Raw genomic sequence first — 18334 nt, forward strand, 5'->3', positions numbered from 1 at the left:
CGAGCCCCGTCAGAGTGGTGCGAACAGTTCAGCCAGATCGGCTTCGTCGAAGCGCAGCGCGGCGGTACTGCCGCCTTCGAGCACGGCGCGCGCCAGTTCCGCCTTGCGTTCCTGCATCGCCTGGATCTTTTCCTCGACAGTGCCGGCGCAGATCAGCTTGTAGACGAACACCGGCTTGTCCTGGCCCATGCGGTGGGCGCGGTCGGTGGCCTGTGATTCCACTGCCGGGTTCCACCACGGGTCGTAATGGATCACCGCGTCGGCGGCGGTCAGGTTGAGGCCGACGCCGCCGGCCTTCAGGCTGATCAGGAACACCGGCACGTCGCCGTCCTGGAACTCGCGCACCAGATCGGCACGGGCAGTGGAAGGCGTGTCGCCGGTCAGGCTCAGATATTTGATCTTGCGCTTGTCCAGCGCCTGCACGATCAGCGCCAGCATCTGGGTGAACTGGGAAAACACCAGCATCCGCCGGCCTTCTTCGCGCAGGCCGTCAATCAGCTCCAGCAGGGCATCGAGCTTGGCCGAGTCCTTGACCTTGCGCGCACTCTCCAGCTTGACCAGACGCGGATCGCAACAGGCCTGGCGCAGCTTCAGCAGTGCATCGATGACGACGATGCCCGATTGCCCGAGGCCACGTTGCTGGATCGATTCGCGCACCCGTTCGTGTTGCGCCAGACGCAGGGTTTCGTACAACTGGCGCTGCGCGCCGAGCAGTTCCAGCGAATGCACGATCTCGGTCTTGGGCGGCAGTTCGGTCAGCACATCCTCCTTGCGGCGGCGCAGCAGCAGCGCGCCCACGCGCCGGCTGAGGCGCTCCTGCCGCTCGGTGTCGCCGTGCTTTTCAATTGGGGTGCGGTAGTTGCGGGTGAAGCTGGATTCGCTGCCGAGCAGGCCCGGTTCGACCGCATCGAATTGCGCCCACAGCTCGCCCAGATGGTTTTCCAGCGGCGTGCCGGTCATCGCCAGACGCCGCTGTGCGGGAATTTCGCGCACCACCTGCGCGGCCTGGCTGCGGGCGTTCTTGATCGCCTGCGCCTCGTCCATGATCAGCAGCGAGAAACGCTGCCGGCACAGATCGTCACGGTCGCGCGGCAGCAACGGGTAGGTGGTGATGACCAGGTCGGCATCACTGATCGAATCGTAGTGCGCGGCGCGGTCGGCGCCATGCAGCACCAGCACCTCCAGGTCCGGCGCGAAGCGTTTGGCCTCGTCGCGCCAATTGCCGACCAGACTGGTGGGCGCCACCACCAGGGCCGGCTCATCCAGCTTTCCGCGTGCCTTTTCCGACACCAGATGGGCCAGCACCTGCACCGTCTTGCCCAGGCCCATGTCATCGGCCAGCACGCCGCCCAGCCCAGCATCGGACAGAAAGTTCAGCCACGCCAGTCCGTCGCGCTGGTAGGGACGCAGTTCGGCGCGAAAACCTTCCGGCGCCTGCACCGGTGCCCGGTTGGCGCGCAGCTCCTCCAGCCGTGCACGCAGGCGTTCGCCGCCGCGCCACGGCAGGCCGGCATCCTCGCCCACGCGACGCAGGGCCTCGGCCTGGGTGCGGTGCAGGCGCAGGCCGTCATCGCTTTCCTGCAACCATTCCAGCAGCGGTTCAAGCATCGCGCGCAGGCGTTTCATCGGCAGGCGCACACTGCGGTTTTCATCCAGCCGCACTTTCCAGCCAGCGTCCTCGGCCTCGTCCGGCAGCGGCGCCATCGGGAAGGCCGGATCGGCCAGTACCCGGCGCAGGATCGGCAGCAGATCGATGCGTTCGCCTTCCACGTCGATGCCGAGCGAAACATCGAACCAGGCATTGCCGAACTCGTCCAGTTCGGCATGCCAGTCATCGATTTCCACCACGTCATCACGAGGGAATTCGCGGCTGTATTCGATCCGGAAACCGGCTCCGGCCAGTTCATCCAGCGTCTCGGCCCAGGCGTCGGGTGCCAGCGGCTGGCGGCGGCGGTCCGGTTGCAGCAGGTACTGGTTCAAAGAGAATTGTTCGTGCCGCAGCGCCATGTCGTAGCCCCACAGCGTGGCATCGACCAGGCCGGCTTGCGTCAGCGCCGCCTCGGCACGCTGCTCGGCCGCGACATCGCGAACAATCTCGACCACCTCCTCGCCCTGCCCGACGCGCACCCGCGCATCGCCCGAATACGGCGCGACGCGATGCGACTGGTAATCGAAATGCAACTGCGCGCAGCCCAGCCGCAGCGGCATGCGCTGCGGATTGCGCGCGTGCAGATCGATGTGGGCCACGCCCATCACCAGCACCGGCACCGGCGTGGTCCTGAGCTCACGCAGCCGGCGCGGACGCGGCATCGCCAGTGGCAGACCCTTCACCCCGGCCAGGCGCTGCTGGAGTTCGGCGACGTCTTCCGGTTGCAGGTTCGGGGCGCTGTCGACCAGTTCCAGCAACTGCGCATCCCCGCTCACGCGGCCGACGCGACGCGCTTCCGGCTGCACGTACCACATGCCGTGCGCGCGCAGCAGCAGGGTGTCGGCGGCATCTTCCATGCCCACCGCCAGCTGCTGGCTGCCATCCGGGCGATCGTGCCATTCCAGTTGCAGCGGCACATCCGGGCCGATCTCCAGCGGCACGCTGCCCCGCTCCCAGTACAGCGGGTGGCGCGTCATCAGATCCGCCAGCGCGGCCTCGGCATGGGCCGACTCCAGCAACACCGGATCATTGCGCCGGCTGCCCGGCCCGGCGGCTTCCAGCAAGGTCGCCAGCGCCACCAGATCCTCCCCGTTCCAGCCGCCTTCCGGTTCCGGCACCGGGCCGCCGTCTTCCAGCCGCAATGGCTGCGGATCCACCAGTCCGGCATTGCGGCCGCGCCCGGGCCGAAGAAAGGCCGGCTGTACCGCCAGGTGATCATCCAACTGCCGCAGGATCAGGCCGAAGCTGCGCTCGGCGTCGGCGCGGGTGTCGCTGGCCTCGCCTGCGGCCACGCGCGAAAGCTGCGACAACCACCGGTCCCAGTCCTGCGAGGAGCGTTGCGGCACCTGGCCGGCCTGCCCTTCCATCGCGGTGCGCAGCCAGGCCGGCAGCGCATCCAGATGCTCCACCGGCGAGGTCGGCGGCATCGGCGCCGGTGCTGGTGGCGGCACATCCTTCGGCCAGGTGGAGGGCGGGAACATCTGCACGTACAGCAGCACCAGCGCCTGGTGCTTGCAGGGGCCGTTGACCGGGCAATCGCAGGAACCGGACACCACCACGTCTTTCTTGCCGTCGGGGCGGAACTGGATCCACGGCTCGTAGATCGCCTCGCCGCTGCCGCGCACCAGCGCCCGCAAACGCCCGCCGCCACGCCGCTCGGGCTCGTAGCGCAGGCTTTCCAGGTGGTTGTCCTTCAGGTAGCCATTGGCTCGCCGCAGCGTGGCCGGGTCGAACTGGCGGGTCCAGTCGATGCCCGCCAGGTATTCGCGCACCTGCTCCAGATCCACCAGACAACTCCCGCCAATGCCAAGACCAACGGGGAATTGTGCGGGAAGCGTTCGCCCACGGCCAGCCCTGCCCGGCGCGGGATTGTCGCCACGGCTTTCACCGGTTTGGCGCTGCGCCCCGAAACCTAGGACAATACGCGACTGTTCACCCCACCGAGCGACCGGCAGCCGGTCGCGGCACTTCTGGAGGAATCCATGGCCGACCCCGTCCTGACCCCGCCCGCCGGCGGCGAAAAGATCACCATCAGCAACGGCACCCTGAACGTGCCGGACAACCCGATCATCCCCTTCATCGAAGGCGACGGCACCGGCCCGGACATCTGGCGCGCCAGCGTGCGCGTGCTCGACGCCGCGGTCGAGAAGGCCTACGGCGGCAAGCGCAAGATCCACTGGATGGAAATCTTCGCCGGCGAAAAGGCCAACAACCAGTTCGGCACCTGGCTGCCGGATGCCACCGTACAGGCCTGCCGCGACTATCTGGTCAGCATCAAGGGCCCGCTGACCACGCCGATCGGCGGCGGCATCCGCTCGCTCAACGTCGCGCTGCGGCAGATGCTCGACCTTTACGTCTGCCTGCGCCCGGTGCGCTGGTTCAAGGGCGTGCCCAGCCCGGTCAAGCGCCCGGAACTGGTGGACATGGTGATCTTCCGCGAGAACTGTGAAGACATCTACGCCGGCATCGAATGGTCCGCCGGCAGCGCCGACGCACAGAAGGTGCTGGACTTCCTCGAACGCGAATTCCCGCAGGCCTACGGCAAGATCCGCTTCGGTTCGGCCGAAAAGAACGCCGGCTGGCAGGCCGCGCTGGAAACCGTCGGCGCCCCGGCACGCGAGCTTCCGGTGCAGGTCGGCATCGGCATCAAGCCGGTCTCCTTCCTGGGCACCGAGCGCTTGGTGCGCAGCGCCATCGAGTACGCCATCGCCAACAAGCGCAAGTCGGTGACCCTGGTGCACAAGGGCAACATCATGAAGTTCACCGAAGGCGCCTTCGCCGACTGGGGCTACAAGGTGGCGCGCGAGCACTTCGGCGCGGTGGAACTGGATGGCGGTCCCTGGCACATCATCCCGGACGGCAAGCCCGGCGCCGGCCTGATCATCAAGGACGCCATCGCCGATGCCTTCCTCCAGCAGATCCTGCTGCGTCCGGCCGAGTACGACGTTTCCGCCACACTCAACCTCAACGGCGACTACCTCTCCGATGCGCTGGCCGCGCAGGTCGGCGGCATCGGCATCGCGCCGGGTGCCAACATCAACTACGTCACCGGCCACGCTGTGTTCGAAGCCACCCACGGCACCGCGCCCAAGTACGCCGGCCAGGACAAGGTCAACCCCGGCTCGGTGATCCTGTCCGGTGAAATGATGCTGCGCTACATGGGCTGGAACGAAGCCGCCGACGCCATCATCGAAGCGATGGACGTGGCCATCGGCAACAAGACCGTCACCTACGACTTCGCCCGCCTGATGGAAGGCGCCAAGGAAGTGAAGTGCTCGGAATTCGCCGATGAGCTGATCAAGGCCATGTGATCCGCCACCGCCTGCGCCGTCAGCGGCATGGGCAAACGCAAGAAGGCACCGTCGTGAGGCGGTGCCTTTTTCGTGGAGACCTGGACAGCCACCGCCACGGTACCCTTGCCTCCCCACTTCTGCGCACCTGCTCCGATGAAATTCCAAAGCACCGAACGCTACATCGCCACCGACGACCTGATGCTGGCCGTCAACGCCGCCATCACCTTGCAGCGCCCGCTGCTGATCAAGGGCGAGCCGGGCACCGGCAAGACCCTGTTGGCCGAGGAGATGGCGCGTTCGCTGGGTGCGCCGCTGTTCGCCTGGCATGTCAAATCCACCACCAAGGCGCAGCAGGGGCTGTACGAATACGATGCGGTCAGCCGCCTGCGCGATTCGCAGCTGGGCGATCCACGGGTGCAGGACGTGCGCCACTACCTCCGGCGCGGCAAGGTCTGGGAAGCGTTCGAGAGCGAGCAGCGCGCGGTGCTTTTGATCGATGAAATCGACAAGGCCGACATCGAGTTCCCGAACGATCTGCTGCAGGAACTGGACCGGATGGAGTTCCACGTCCACGAGACCGGCGACACCATCCGCGCCACGCACCGCCCGATCATCGTCATCACCTCCAACAACGAGAAGGAGCTGCCGGACGCCTTCCTGCGCCGCTGCTTCTTCCACTACATCGCCTTCCCGGACCGCGCCACGCTGGAACGCATCATCGCGGTGCATTACCCCGGCATCGAAAACACCCTGGTGCAGCGCGCGCTGGACGTGTTCTTCCAGCTGCGCGAGCTGCCCGGCCTGAAGAAGAAACCCTCCACCTCCGAGCTGATCGACTGGCTCAAGCTGCTGCTGTCCGACCGCATTCCCGCCGAAGCACTGCACAACGCCGACCCGGCCAAGGCGATCCCGCCGCTGTACGGCGCGCTGATCAAGAACGAACAGGATGTGCAGCTGCTTGAGCGCTTGGCGTTCATGCACCGGCGGCAGGCACGCTGAGTCCGCTGCGATGCTGCTGAACCTGTTCGATGCGCTGCGCGAGGAAAAGCTGCCGGTCACCTTGCGCGAATGGCTGGATCTGCTGGCCGCGCTGGAGGCTGATCTGGCCTTCGCCGATATCGAGCAGTTCCACGCGCTGGCACGCGCGGTGCTGGTCAAGGACGAACGTCATTTCGACCGTTTCGACCGGGCCTTCGGTCGCTTCTGGGACGGCGTTTCGACGCTGCCGGACGAGGATTTCGCGCGGATTCCGGAAGACTGGCTGCGGCGCGAATTCGAGCGCCGGTTCAGCGACGAGGACAAGGCGAAGATCGAGCAACTCGGCGGGTTGGAGGAACTGATGCGCCGCTTCCGCGAGCGCCTGGCCGAACAGAAGGAGCGCCATGCCGGCGGCAACCGCTGGATCGGTACCGGCGGCACCAGCCCGTTCGGCTCGGGTGGTTTTCACCCCGGCGGCATCCGGCTCGGGCCGCGCGGCGGCGGGCGCATGGCGGCCAAGGTGTGGGAAAGGCGCGAGTACCGCAATCTGGATGGCGATGCGGAACTGTCGCCGCGCAATTTCAAGACCGCCTTGCGCCGGTTGCGGCGTTTCGCGCGCGAAGGTGCGCAGATGGAGCTGGACCTGCCCGCCACCATCGCCGCCACCGCGCGCGAGGGCGGCCTGCTGGATGTGAAGCTGCGCCCGGAACGGCACAACGCGGTGAAGGTGCTGCTGTTTCTGGATATCGGCGGCTCGATGGACGATCACGTCGCCGCCTGCGAGGCGCTGTTCGGTGCGGCCAAATCCGAGTTCAAGCGCTTGCAGCATTTCTACTTCCACAACTTCATCTACGACCACGTCTGGAGCGACAACCAGCGCCGCAGCAGCTCGCGCCTGGCCGTGACCGAACTGCTGCGCCGCTACAACCCGGATTACAAAGTGGTGTTCGTTGGCGATGCGGCGATGGGGCCGTACGAGATCACCCACACCGGCGGCAGCGTCGAGCACTGGAACGAGGAACCGGGTGCGGTCTGGTTCGGACGCATCCGCGAACACTTCCGCCAGCTGGTCTGGATCAATCCGAACCCGCCGGCGCAGTGGCGCTACACCGCCTCCACCCAGCTGGTGCGCGAACTGGTCGAAGATCGCATGTACCCGCTGACCCCGGACGGGCTCAACCAGGCAATGCGGGCACTGATGTAAGCGCGCTCGCCTTATGCCGGCGACTTCCCCGCCACAGCGCAAACATGCAAAGCTTGCAGCTGCGGCCCCAGGACGCAGGGCCGCTGCCTGTGGCGGCACGGTGCGGAGCGCCGCCGCCAGCCACCAAGGATGTCTGTCACATGGAGACAGCCCCGCATTGCAGGATGTCGTGTTGCGCGCTGCTGGCCATCACGCTTGCCGTGCCGGCGGCGCTGCTGGCAGTCCCGCAGCCACCACAGGAGACGCCGCCAGGCAGCGTCATCACCGATGATGCGTATCCGATCAGCCCCGAACTGGCCAGCGCCCGACGCCAGATCGAGGCCGGCCATTTCCACGAAGCGATCGCCACGCTGCAAACACTGGCCCAGGGCATGGATGACAGCACCGATGCGCGGCGCCGCGCGCGGGTGCTGGGCACGCTCGGGATCGCGCTGAACTTCGTCGGCGCCTACGGCGAAGCGATCGAAGTGCAACACCATGCGCTGGCGCTGTACGAATCGATCAATTATCCAGCCGGCATCACCGCTGTCACGCTGAACCTCGGCGGTTCACTCGGCCATCTGGGCGATGTCGCCGGCGCCCGGCGCCACTACGAGCGCGCACTGGTGCTGAAGCAGGCCCACGGAATTGAAAGCGGTGTCGGCGTGATCCATCAGCGCCTGGCGGAACTGGCCGATGCCGAAGGCGATCTGGACGGCGCCGAGGCCGCATCGAACCGCGCGTTGGAGGCCTTTGCCCGCGCCCCCGCACCGGCGATGGAAAGCCTGACCCGCAGCAGCCTGGCGCAGTTGCTGGCACGCCGGCAGCGGCACGAGGCCGCCATGGAACAGATCGGTCTGGCCGAACGCCTTGCGATCAGCGCAGGCTCGGCACGGGCCGAAGCCATCGCGCGCGCTGCCCATGCCGAGGTGCTGATGCAGCATGCGCGCAGCGGGGACCTGGACCCGCACACGCGCACCACCCTGCTGGACCAGGCCGAGCACGCGCTGCAACGCGCCGTGGTCACCAACGCGGCACAGGAGAGCCCGCACTGGCGCGCCACGCTGTTGGAGTCGCTGTCGGAGCTGTACGAACTCAAGGGCGATCCCGCCGCCGCACTGGAGCAGCTGCGCCAGGCGCGAGAGCTTCAATCCTCGTTGCGCCAACGCACCGACCTGGCCCGCGCCGGCATGCTGTCGGCCGGTTATGAATTCGCCCGCCAGCAACGAGAAATCCACCGCCTTCAAGGCCAGGAGGTCCGCAGCAGCGCGGCACTGGTACAACAGCGGCGCGGACTGCTGTTGCTGGCCGCCCTGTTGCTGACCTCGCTCGGGCTGGCGCTGATGCTGTGGCGCCGCAACCGGCTGCGACAGGCGATGGCGGCGCAACTGCACGAGCACAACCAGGCCCTGGCCCACAGCGTGGAGCAGGCGCAACGCGAACGGCAGCGGGCCGAGGCCTTCGCGATGCGGCAGCGGCGCTTCCTGCGCCTGGCCAGCGAAGACCTGCGCGGCCCGCTGCTGGAAATGCGCACCCTGGCCGAACGCACCTTGGTGGACGAGAACCCCGAAGCACGGCGCCGCACCAATGCCGCCATCGCGCAACATGCCGCCGACCTGCTGTGGGTGACCGAACAGATGCTGGAAAGCGCCAGCCAGGAGGACCGTGACGCCAGCACGGCAGCGCTGCACGAAGCCGTCGATCTGGTGCCGATGCTGCGCGACATCGTGGATCAGGCCACGCCGCGCGCACTGCATTTCGACCAGCACCTGGAGTTCCGCAGCAGCCTGACCAGCGCCCCGACACAACTGGAGCGCACCCGCTGCACCGTGGCGCTGCGCGAGCTGCTCGACATCCTGCTGTACTCCAACCCGCCGCGTACCCGCTTCATCCTCGATCTGCACGAAGAACACGATGGACAGCTGCGGCTGGGCATGAGCGCCGGCATCGCGCGGCTGCCGGACTGGCAGGACATCGCGATGGGGCACGAGATCGGCGATGTTACGCTGCGCCTGGCGCTGTCCTGGATCCAGCACACGGTGCAGGACAACGGCGGCCGCATCAGCACCGAGCGCAGCGATCAGGACAGCCACCGCGAAGTCGTCATCCGCTTCCCGCGCGACACGCAATCACCACCGGCGGCAACCGCAAAGGGCTGAAATCAGCTTCGCAGCCGTCGCGCCACCGCCGGGCGCCACAGCAGCGCCATCAGCACGCCCAGCACGAAACCGGTCAGGTGCGCCCACCACGCGACCGCACCGAAGGCCGGCCCGATGAAGGTGAACCCCAGTTGCAGCAAGGCCCAGATTGCGATCAGCAACGAGGCCGGCGTGCGCACGAACTCCAGGAACAGCCCGAGCGGCACGACAAAGCCCAGATGGGCGCGCGGGAACAGCGCCAGATAGGCGCCAATCACGCCGGAAATCGCGCCACTGGCGCCGACGATCACCGCCGCATGTGTGTTCTGCAACGAGATCGCCGCCGCCAAATTCGCCAGCCCGCCGCACAGCAGGAACAGCAACACCAGCCGCCACGGCCCGAGCGCCCGCTCGGACGGAATCCCGAAGATCATCAGGAACAACAGGTTGCCGACCAGATGCAGCCAGTCGGCATGCACGAAGATCGCCGAAAACAGCGTCAGCACGCGGCCATCAAGCAGGCTGCGCCACTCCACCTCCCCGGCCAGCAGGGTTTCCGGCACCGTGCCCCAGCGTTGCAGGAAATGCCCCCGCTCGCCGGCATCACCGGTCGCCAGCCATACCCATACCACCATGCAGGCCAACACCAGCAACGGCGTCGCCCAGGGCGGCGGCGGCCGACGCCGCGAGGGCACGTGCACGAACATCTCAGCCGCACCACCGCGATCTTGGCCGCGCGTCGGTGGCGGTGTGGCAACTCATGGTCGCGGCACCAGGAAGCGCAGGCTTCCGCGCGCAACCAGCGCACCATCGGGACGGATCACATCAACCACCAGCCCTTCCTCGATCGCATCGCCCTGGCGGTAGCGGCGCCCGTCGATCAGCACAAAGCGCCCGGCCGGATCGGCATCGTAGACATGCATGCTCAGGCGCAACGGCGGCAAGCCTTCGCGCTGTGCCGGCATCAGCATCGACAGCAGCGGCACCGCTTCCAGCGGCTCGGCCGGGACTGGTGCAGGTGCGGCGGTGGAAGGTGCTGGCGCGGCCGGAATCTGTGTTGGAGTCTGCGCCGGGGCCGTCGCTACCGGGCGTGGAGCAGCCGGAGTCGGCGCTGGAGGCGGCAACGGGATGGAACCGGCCGGCATCGGCATTGATTCCCGCTCATTGCCGGCAAATTCCGGGTCCTCGCGCGTCGGCACCTGCGTGATGACCTGCGCCGGCGTCACGGCTGCGGACGGCGCAGGCCGGGGCGCGGATGCGGGCGAACGGGCCGATTCCGCAATGTCCTGCCTGGGTGCATGGCGGTCACTATCAACAGCCGGTGCCGGCGCATCAGCAGCCGCACCCACCGTCTCGGCAATCGGCATTTCGCTGGCAACATTGTCTCGGGTGGCCCACCACCACCAACCCGCCAGACCGGCCACCAACAGCAGCGCCATCGCCAGACCCAGCAGGAAACCGGGCAGCCAGGCGCGGCCCGCACCGCTGACCGTATCGCTTGCAGGCGTCATCAGATCGGGCAGATGTCCGAGCCGGCGTTCGGCTTCGGATTTTTTCAGCGCTTCCAGGATCAGCGACATGGCGCGTTGCCTCCGGCGCGGCGAACAGGCGGCCGTGTCATCGGCAGCGGCAATGTGATTGGGCAGGACATCGGTGCCACCTCAGCTCAGCCTGCGCCGCAGACGCGGGCCGTCGCGCTCGGTGCCGGCCAGCACCTGCGCGGTTTCCGGCCCAACAATGCCATCGGGCACCAATCCGCTGGCGCTCTGCAGCGCACGCACCCCGGCTTCGACCTGGGCGTCGAAAACCGCCGGGCCGCCCATGTCGAGGTTGGCATGACCGGAAGCGACCAGCCGCTCGCGCAGCCATTCCACACCGGGACCGCTGTCACCGCGCTTCAGCGTGGCGCCGGAAAGAAAGACCGGCGCCCGCCACAACGCGAAATACTCGCCCAGCCACAGATCCTCGAAGCCGCCACGCGCCACATCCACGGTGTCGCCGCCCACGCCCAGCCGCACCCGCTGCGCGTCGGCACCCAGCAGCACCGCCCACAGATCACCGGCCTCGCCCGACAGGCGCAGCACCACCGGCCGCCCGAGGGTCTGCAATTTCGCCAACGTGCCGCCGCCACGCAGGCAATGGACCCCGGGCGCGACCACGGCCGGGCAGCGCATCGCGGTCCCCACATCGGCCTGCGCGCCGCGCAACTTCCACAAGGCCAGCAGGCGGGTGAAGGCGGTGTGTTGCGAGGCTTCTCCACTGGCCGCCAGGCGCGCCAGGTCTTCGGCCTCCAGCAGCGCGGCGGGCTCGCCGGTCGGCTCGGCCAGCGACTCGCCCGAGTCTGCCGGAACCGGAGCCGCATCGACCGCTTCGGATGACGGTTGCCGCGGCCACAGCCACATCGTAAGCAGCATGACGCACAGCAGCGCCAGTGCGAACCAGGTGACGCGCGGCATGCGCCGTGGACGCAGCCGCGCCGGCAATACTTCAGCGGCAGCGCGGTCCACCAGACGCTCGCTGATCTGCGCCTGGCCGGTGGCGTAACCGGCCATCAGGCTGCGGTCGGCGATGGTGTTGATCAGGCGCGGCACGCCGCCGGAGCGCTGGTGCAGGCGCCGCACCGCGAGCTTGGAAAACGGGAATCGCGTGCTGCCGGCCACCGCCAGCCGATGACGCAGATAGGCATCGGTTTCCTCGGCATCCAGCGGCATCAGGTGGTAGCGCGCGGTGATGCGCTGTGCGAGCTGGCGCAGTTCCGGCTGCGCCACCATCTGGCGCAGTTCCGGCTGGCCCAGCAGGATGATCTGCAGCAGCTTCTGGGTCGGGGTTTCCAGATTGGTCAGCAGCCGGATCTGTTCCAGCGCCTCGAACGACAGGCTCTGCGCCTCGTCCACGATCAGCACCACGCGCAGGCCCTGCGCATAGGCTTCGATCAGATAGGCATTGAGCGCATCGACCAGGTGCTTGAGCGAGTCGCCGTGCCCGCTGATATCGATCTTCAGCTCCTCGGCGATGCTCTGCAAAAGCTCCAGCGGCGTCAGCCTCGGGTTCAGCACCAGCGCCACGCGCACGTTCTCCGGCAACTGCTCCAGCAGCAGCCGGCACAGCGTGGTCTTGCCGGTGCCGACCTCGCCGGTGAGCTGCACAAAGCCGCCGCCGCCGCCCTGGCCGATGCCATAGAGCAGGTGCGCCAGCGCGTCGCGATGACGATCACTCAGGAATACGAAGCGCGGATCGGGCGTGATCGAGAAAGGCGCTTCGCGCAGGCCGTAGAAATCCAGGTACATGTTGTTCCACAAGGACGAACGCGCCAGCGCGATGGCTGGCGGAATCGGTATCACTGTATCCAGCGGCCCTGCGGGGCTGCGTTAGGAATCGGTTAAAACGCGCAGCGGAACACGGCGCGGCGCATCATTCGCCCGACGCCAGCGGCAGCTGCGGCTGTTGCAGTTCGATCCGGCCTTCGCCGCTGACGATCTTCTTGTATTCGGGCCGCGAAACCGAGACGTAGCGCTCGTTGCCGCCGATCTCCACCTGCGGGCCGTCGGTGATCGCGCGGCCGTGCTCATCCACCCGCACCACCATCGTGGCCTTGCGCCCGGTGTGGCAGATGGTCTTGATCTCGCTCAGCGAATCGGCCCACGCCAGCAGATACTGGCTGCCTTCGAACAGCTCGCCGCGGAAATCAGTGCGCAGACCGTAGGCCAGCACCGGCACCCCGAGCTGATCGACCACTTCCGACAGCTCCCAGACCTGGCGGCGCGAAAGGAATTGCGATTCATCCACCAGCACGCAATGCAGCGCACCGTTGGCGTCGATGTCGGCGCGCACGATGGCGAGCAGGTCCGCGTCGCGTTCGAACACGCGCCCGCGCGCCGACAAGCCGATGCGCGAAGCCACCACACCCTCGCCGTAGCGGTTGTCCAGCTTCGGCGTCAGGATCAGCGTGCGCATCCCGCGCTCGTGGTAGTTGTGCGCGCTCTGCAGCAGCGTGGTGGTCTTTCCGGCGTTCATCGCCGAGTAGTAGAAGTAGAGCTTGGCCATGACATCCCCATGCGAGCGCGCATCCTAATGCACCCGGGCCGGATCGTCGCGACGCGAGCGGCGACGGAGCGGATCGGGCGGCATTTCGGACGGCATCGAAACCGCAATCCTCTGCCAGCATCGGAATCACCCGCTGGTGCCGCACGTCACGTCGAAATGCGGGACGAACGCTGACGCTCAAAGCAGCATGCGCCCAGTCCGCATGTCCGGGAACCGGATGATCACCAGTCCGCCAGATGATGCTCAACGCAATGGCCCCGGATCACTCCGGGGCCGTTGCTATCCAAGATGCCGAACGCGCTGGCGTCCGGCTTGGCATCACGGATGACGCGCTCAGTCTTCCAGCGTCAGCAGCGAGGCGTTGCCGCCGGCCGCCGTAGTGTTGATCGTCAGTGTGCGCTCGGTGCAGAAGCGGGTGAGGTAGTGCGGACCGCCAGCCTTGGGACCGGTGCCGGACAGGCCTTCGCCACCGAAGGGCTGCACCCCGACCACCGCACCGATCATGTTGCGGTTGACGTAGCAGTTGCCGGCGCGGATGCGGCTGGAAATCTTCTCGACGGTTTCATCGATGCGGCTGTGGATGCCCAGGGTCAGGCCGTAACCGGTGGCGTTGATCGCGTCGATGACCTGATCCAGCTTTTCGCCGTCGTAACGGATCACGTGCAGCACCGGGCCGAACACTTCGCGTTGCAGGCGCGCGAGGCTGTCGATCTCGTAGGCGCGCGGTGCGAAGAAGGTGCCGTGCGCGGCATCCTCGCCCAGTTCCACGCGCGCGATCGGGGTGGCTTCCTGCTCCATGCGCGCAGCGTGGGCTTCCAGCACCTTCAGCGCATCGGCATCGATCACCGGGCCGACGTCGGTGGACAGCAGGCCCGGATCACCGACCTTCAGCTCGGCCATCGCACCGGCCAGCATGCGGATCACCTTGTCGGCGATGTCGCGCTGCACGAACAGGATGCGGGTCGCCGAACAACGCTGGCCGGCCGAGCCGAACGCACCCTGCACTGCATCCTTGACCAGCTGCTCGGGCAGGGCCGAGGAGTCGGCGATCAAGGCGTTCTGGCCGCCGGTTTCGGCGATCAGCACCGCGAGCGCGGCATCGCGCGCGGCCAGCGCACGGTTGATCGCACGCGCGGTTTCGGTCGAACCGGTGAAGGCCACGCCGGCCACACGCGGATCGGCGGTCAGTGACGCGCCCACGGTGGCGCCGTCGCCGGGCAGGAACTGCAACACATCGGCCGGCACCCCGGCCTCGTGCAGCAGGAGGGTCATCGCGTGGCCGACCAGATTGGTCTGCTCGGCCGGCTTGGCGATCACGCTGTTGCCGGCAGCCAATGCTGCGGCGATTTGCCCGGTGAAGATCGCCAGCGGGAAGTTCCACGGACTGATGCAGGCGAACACGCCGCGACCATGCAGGAACAGCTGGTTGGATTCGCCGGTCGGGCCGGGCAGGGTTTCCGGCTGCGCCAGCCGCGCCCGCGCCTGCTGCGCGTAGTAGCGCAGGAAATCGACCGCTTCGCGCACTTCTGCCACGGAATCGGGGAGGGTCTTGCCGGCCTCCTTGACGCACAGTGCGAGGAACTGCGGCATGCGCGCTTCGAGCAGATCGGCGGCGTGTTCCAGCACCTTGGCGCGCGAAGTCGCCGGCAAGGCATCCCAGCCCGGCTGCGCGGCCACGGCATTGGCCAGCGCCTTTTCGACCGTGGCCGCGTCGGCGGCCTGCCAGCTGCCAACCTGTTCGCGCCGGTCGGCCGGATGGGTGACGGCATGGGTCGGACCGCTGGACTGTGCGCCGGGCACCAGCGGCCCTGCCTGCCAATCGCCCAGTGAAGCATTGATGCCTTCGGCGAGCTGGCGCAGTTCGTCGTCATTGGCAAGGTTGACGCCCATCGAGTTTTTCCTTTCTTCGCCGTAGAGGGTGGCCGGCAGCGGGATGCGGGGGTGGGGTTTGAAATCGAAACCGGCGACGGTGGCGACCGGATCGGCCACCAGTTCGGCCGGCGCGACTTCCGGATCGGTGATGCGGTTGACGAAGCTGGAGTTGGCGCCGTTTTCCAGCAGGCGGCGCACCAGATACGGCAGCAGATCCTCATGACTGCCGACCGGCGCGTAGACCCGGCACGGCGTGTTCAGCGCGTTCGGCGCGATCACCTCGTCATGCAGTTCCTGCCCCATGCCATGCAGGCGCTGGAACTCGTACGGGGTGCGCTCGCCACCGCCACTGGCACCCAATGCCAAGCGCGCGAACTCGTGGATCGCGGCGATGGTCTGGGCGTTGTGGCTGGCGAACATCGGATACAGCGCATTGGTCGCCGACAGCATGATGCGGGCGCAGGCCAGATAGCTGACATCGGTATTGGGCTTGCGCGTGAACACCGGATAGCCGCGATGCCCATCAACCTGCGCGCGCTTGATCTCCGAATCCCAGTACGCGCCCTTGACCAGCCGCACCGGAATGCGGCGGCCGACGCGTCGCGCCAGCTCGATCAGCCATTCCAGCGCCAGCGGTGCACGCTTCTGGTATGCCTGCACCGCGAGCCCGAGGCCTTCCCAGCCATCGAGCGAGGCATCGGTGTAAACCTGCTCGAATAGTTCCAGGCTCAGTTCCAGCCGATCGGCCTCTTCGGCATCGATGGTGTAACCCATGCCTTGGGCCTTGGCCTGCTGCGCCAGTTGCAGCACGCGCGGCGCCAGTTCCGCCATCACACGTTCACGCTTGGCGTGTTCGTAACGCGGATGCAGGGCCGAGAGCTTGATCGAGATGCTGGGCGCGGCGAACACGTCGGAACCGGCGAAGCTGCCGCCCGGCCCGCTGCGCCCGATCGCCTCGATTGCCAGCCGGTAGGCTTCGAAATAGCGGTCGGCATCGGCCTGGGTCAGTGCCGCTTCGCCCAGCATGTCGTAGGAATGGCGGTAGGCGGCGTTGCCGCCCTTGCGCGCGCGCTTGAGCGCTTCCTCGATGCTGCGGCCCATGACGAACTGGTGGCCCATGATGCGCATCGCCTGGCGCACCGCCAGCCGGATCACCGGCTCACCCGCGCGGCCGACCAGCTTGCGCAATGCATTGCCGACGCTGCGTCGCGTGTCTTCACCCAGGCCGACCAACCGCCCGGTCAGCATCAGCCCCCAGGTGGAAGCATTCACCAGCACCGAATCGCTCTTGCCCAGATGCGCTTCCCAGTCGGCATCGCCGAGCTTGTCGCGGATCAGGCGATCAGCGGTTTCCTGATCGGGAATACGCAGCAGCGCCTCGGCCACGCACATCAGCAGCACGCCCTCCTCGCTGGACAGGTCGTACTCGCGCATGAAGGCTTCGATCGCGCCCTGGTCCTGCGCCTTCTCGCGCACCCGCACCACCAGTGCCTCGGCGGTGCGCTGGATTTCCTCCTGCGAACGCTCGTCGACGCGGGCCTGCTGCCACAGCGCGGCCAGATGGCTGTCTTCATCGGCGGCATAGGCCGCAGTCAGGGCCGACAGCGATGTGTCGGGCAAGGCAAGTTCGGGGCTCAGGATGGGTTTCACGGCAGGTCTCCGGCGAGGGATCGCCCAATCCGCAGCATTGTAGGGCTGGATCGGGGCGCGGCAAGGATAGGCCGATTCCCATCGGCGCAGATGCGGAAATCGGCATAATCACGGCACGCCCCGGCAGCACCCTGCGCTGCACGGGTGCCAGCGTGGGGGCTGTGCGGGTCAGTCGACCGGCGCCTTGCGACGGCGCTTGCGGGGCCTGGACACGACCGGCTCGAGCAGTTCGACTTCGGCCGCATCCTCGTAGCGCACCGGGCTGGAGAACAGCATCCGCGCCGTGGCCGCGACGCGGCGCGTATCCAGCAGCACGAAACCCGCCACCGCCACCGCGCCGGCCAGCGGCAGCCAACGCGTGCCGACCCGGGTCAGGCCGCGCTGCGCGACACGCAGGGCGATCTTGTTGGCGATCGCATACATCGCCGACAACGGCGTGCGCCTGACCACGTAGCGTTCGCCCACCTGGATCACCAACTCGCGGAAAGCCCCTGCAGCAGTGTGCTGGAACAGGCAGAACAGCATTTCCTCACGCGTCGGCCGGCGCCCGTGGAAAGCCGCGATATCGGCCACCATCCGCACCTGCAAACGCCACACCGCATACAGTTCGGGCGCGATCGTCAGCCAGCCCAGCGGCCCCGGCGCAAGCGCCAGAGTGCCGGCGATGCCGGAAGCCTCCAGCGTCGCACGACGCACAATGCCCGGCACCGCCTCCGGTGATGCAGGACGGCGACCGGCACGCGGCGCCGGCACCTGGCCCACGACATCCAGGACCGCCTGCGCGATGCCGCCGCGCGTGCTGCGCGGCTGGATGAAACGTGCAACGGAGGGCGAATCGGCCATCGGCGTTTCCTGTTGCTTCTGTTGCAAAGCCGGCAGTCTTGCCGGGTTCGATCCAATCACCCCTGAACCCGCCACCGCCGCCACACCACACTCAGCCCAGCCACAGACTCCAGCCGATGCCCCAGGCCGCCTGCAGCAACAGCCCGCCAAACGCCGCCATCGCCAGCACGAACGGCAGCGCGCGCGAGGCCGGATTGCGCAGATAGGTCACGGCATACCCGACCCGGCCCAGCAGCCACAACGCGCCCAGCACACAGGCCAGATCGTCGCGCCCGAACTGCACCGCCAGCCAGAACGCCGGCAGGAACATCACCGCCTGTTCCAGCGTATTCATCTGCACCCGATAGGCGCGCTCGAACATCGGATGCCCGCTGACCGCCGGCGCCTGGATCCCATGCCTGCCGCGCATCCTGCCGACGATGACCATCGTGGCCAGCAACAGGCACACCACTCCGAAAACAACCAGCGCAACACAGGGACTCATCGGGAACTCTCCTTGACGGGAATCGGGGCCGGCACCGCCCATGCAGATTGCCGGCGGTGTGCGAGAAACGGGTGTTCGCTCAGTCAATCAGCGCAACGGCATAAGGCGGCAGGCGGGGTGGTGGATGGGGCGTCATCGGCTGGATCATACCGGTGATCCGGGTCCGCCCTTCCATGGCTTGCATCGGCGCCCGGGCGGGCG

General features: G+C 67.5%; 12 protein-coding genes. 4 read left to right on the forward strand and 8 right to left on the reverse strand.

Annotation, left to right across the window (positions count from 1 at the left end):
- Positions 1-9: 9 nt before the first annotated feature.
- On the reverse strand, positions 10-3435 hold the full coding sequence (locus WDB66_RS08440) for an SNF2-related protein (protein ID WP_339398107.1): 3426 nt from the start codon (positions 3433-3435) through the stop codon (positions 10-12).
- Between the two features lie 195 nt (positions 3436-3630).
- On the opposite strand from WDB66_RS08440, the gene icd reads away from it, so the two are divergent.
- From icd to WDB66_RS08460, 4 genes are all read left to right on the forward strand, one after another.
- Positions 3631-4959 (forward strand): isocitrate dehydrogenase (NADP(+)), encoded by a 1329-nt coding sequence (icd, locus tag WDB66_RS08445; protein ID WP_339398108.1) that lies wholly within the window; start codon positions 3631-3633, stop codon positions 4957-4959.
- A 135-nt stretch (positions 4960-5094) separates the two neighbouring features.
- Positions 5095-5940 carry an AAA family ATPase gene (locus WDB66_RS08450; RefSeq protein WP_339398109.1) on the forward strand — a complete coding sequence of 282 codons (846 nt, stop codon included), beginning with the start codon at positions 5095-5097 and terminating at the stop codon, positions 5938-5940.
- A 10-nt stretch (positions 5941-5950) separates the two neighbouring features.
- Positions 5951-7123: a vWA domain-containing protein gene (locus WDB66_RS08455; RefSeq protein ID WP_339398110.1), complete on the forward strand. Its 1173-nt coding sequence runs from the start codon at positions 5951-5953 to the stop codon at positions 7121-7123.
- 140 nt (positions 7124-7263) lie between these two features.
- Positions 7264-9261 carry an ATP-binding protein gene (locus WDB66_RS08460; protein WP_339398111.1) on the forward strand — a complete coding sequence of 666 codons (1998 nt, stop codon included), beginning with the start codon at positions 7264-7266 and terminating at the stop codon, positions 9259-9261.
- A gap of 2 nt (positions 9262-9263) precedes the next feature.
- On the opposite strand, the gene WDB66_RS08465 is transcribed toward WDB66_RS08460, so the two are convergent.
- The 7 genes from WDB66_RS08465 to WDB66_RS08495 form a co-directional block, all read right to left on the reverse strand.
- A complete protein-coding gene (locus WDB66_RS08465) occupies positions 9264-9947 on the reverse strand; it encodes a rhomboid family intramembrane serine protease (RefSeq protein WP_339398112.1) in 684 nt (227 codons plus the stop codon).
- Between the two features lie 51 nt (positions 9948-9998).
- Positions 9999-10820, reverse strand: coding sequence for a general secretion pathway protein GspB (locus WDB66_RS08470; protein WP_339398113.1), 822 nt, complete (start codon positions 10818-10820; stop codon positions 9999-10001).
- 81 nt (positions 10821-10901) lie between these two features.
- Positions 10902-12581, reverse strand: coding sequence for an AAA family ATPase (locus WDB66_RS08475; protein ID WP_339398114.1), 1680 nt, complete (start codon positions 12579-12581; stop codon positions 10902-10904).
- Between the two features lie 70 nt (positions 12582-12651).
- Positions 12652-13284 (reverse strand): thymidine kinase, encoded by a 633-nt coding sequence (locus WDB66_RS08480; protein ID WP_339398115.1) that lies wholly within the window; start codon positions 13282-13284, stop codon positions 12652-12654.
- A gap of 333 nt (positions 13285-13617) precedes the next feature.
- Complete coding sequence (gene putA, locus WDB66_RS08485; protein WP_489670843.1) at positions 13618-16806, reverse strand: bifunctional proline dehydrogenase/L-glutamate gamma-semialdehyde dehydrogenase PutA; 3189 nt, start codon at positions 16804-16806, stop codon at positions 13618-13620.
- Between the two features lie 168 nt (positions 16807-16974).
- Positions 16975-17649 carry a hypothetical protein gene (locus tag WDB66_RS08490; protein ID WP_339398116.1) on the reverse strand — a complete coding sequence of 225 codons (675 nt, stop codon included), beginning with the start codon at positions 17647-17649 and terminating at the stop codon, positions 16975-16977.
- A gap of 91 nt (positions 17650-17740) precedes the next feature.
- Positions 17741-18133, reverse strand: coding sequence for an MAPEG family protein (locus tag WDB66_RS08495; protein WP_339398117.1), 393 nt, complete (start codon positions 18131-18133; stop codon positions 17741-17743).
- Positions 18134-18334 lie beyond the last annotated feature (201 nt).

Source organism: Denitratimonas organivorans, assembly GCF_037478135.1.
In the GTDB taxonomy this organism is placed as follows: domain Bacteria; phylum Pseudomonadota; class Gammaproteobacteria; order Xanthomonadales; family Xanthomonadaceae; genus Denitratimonas.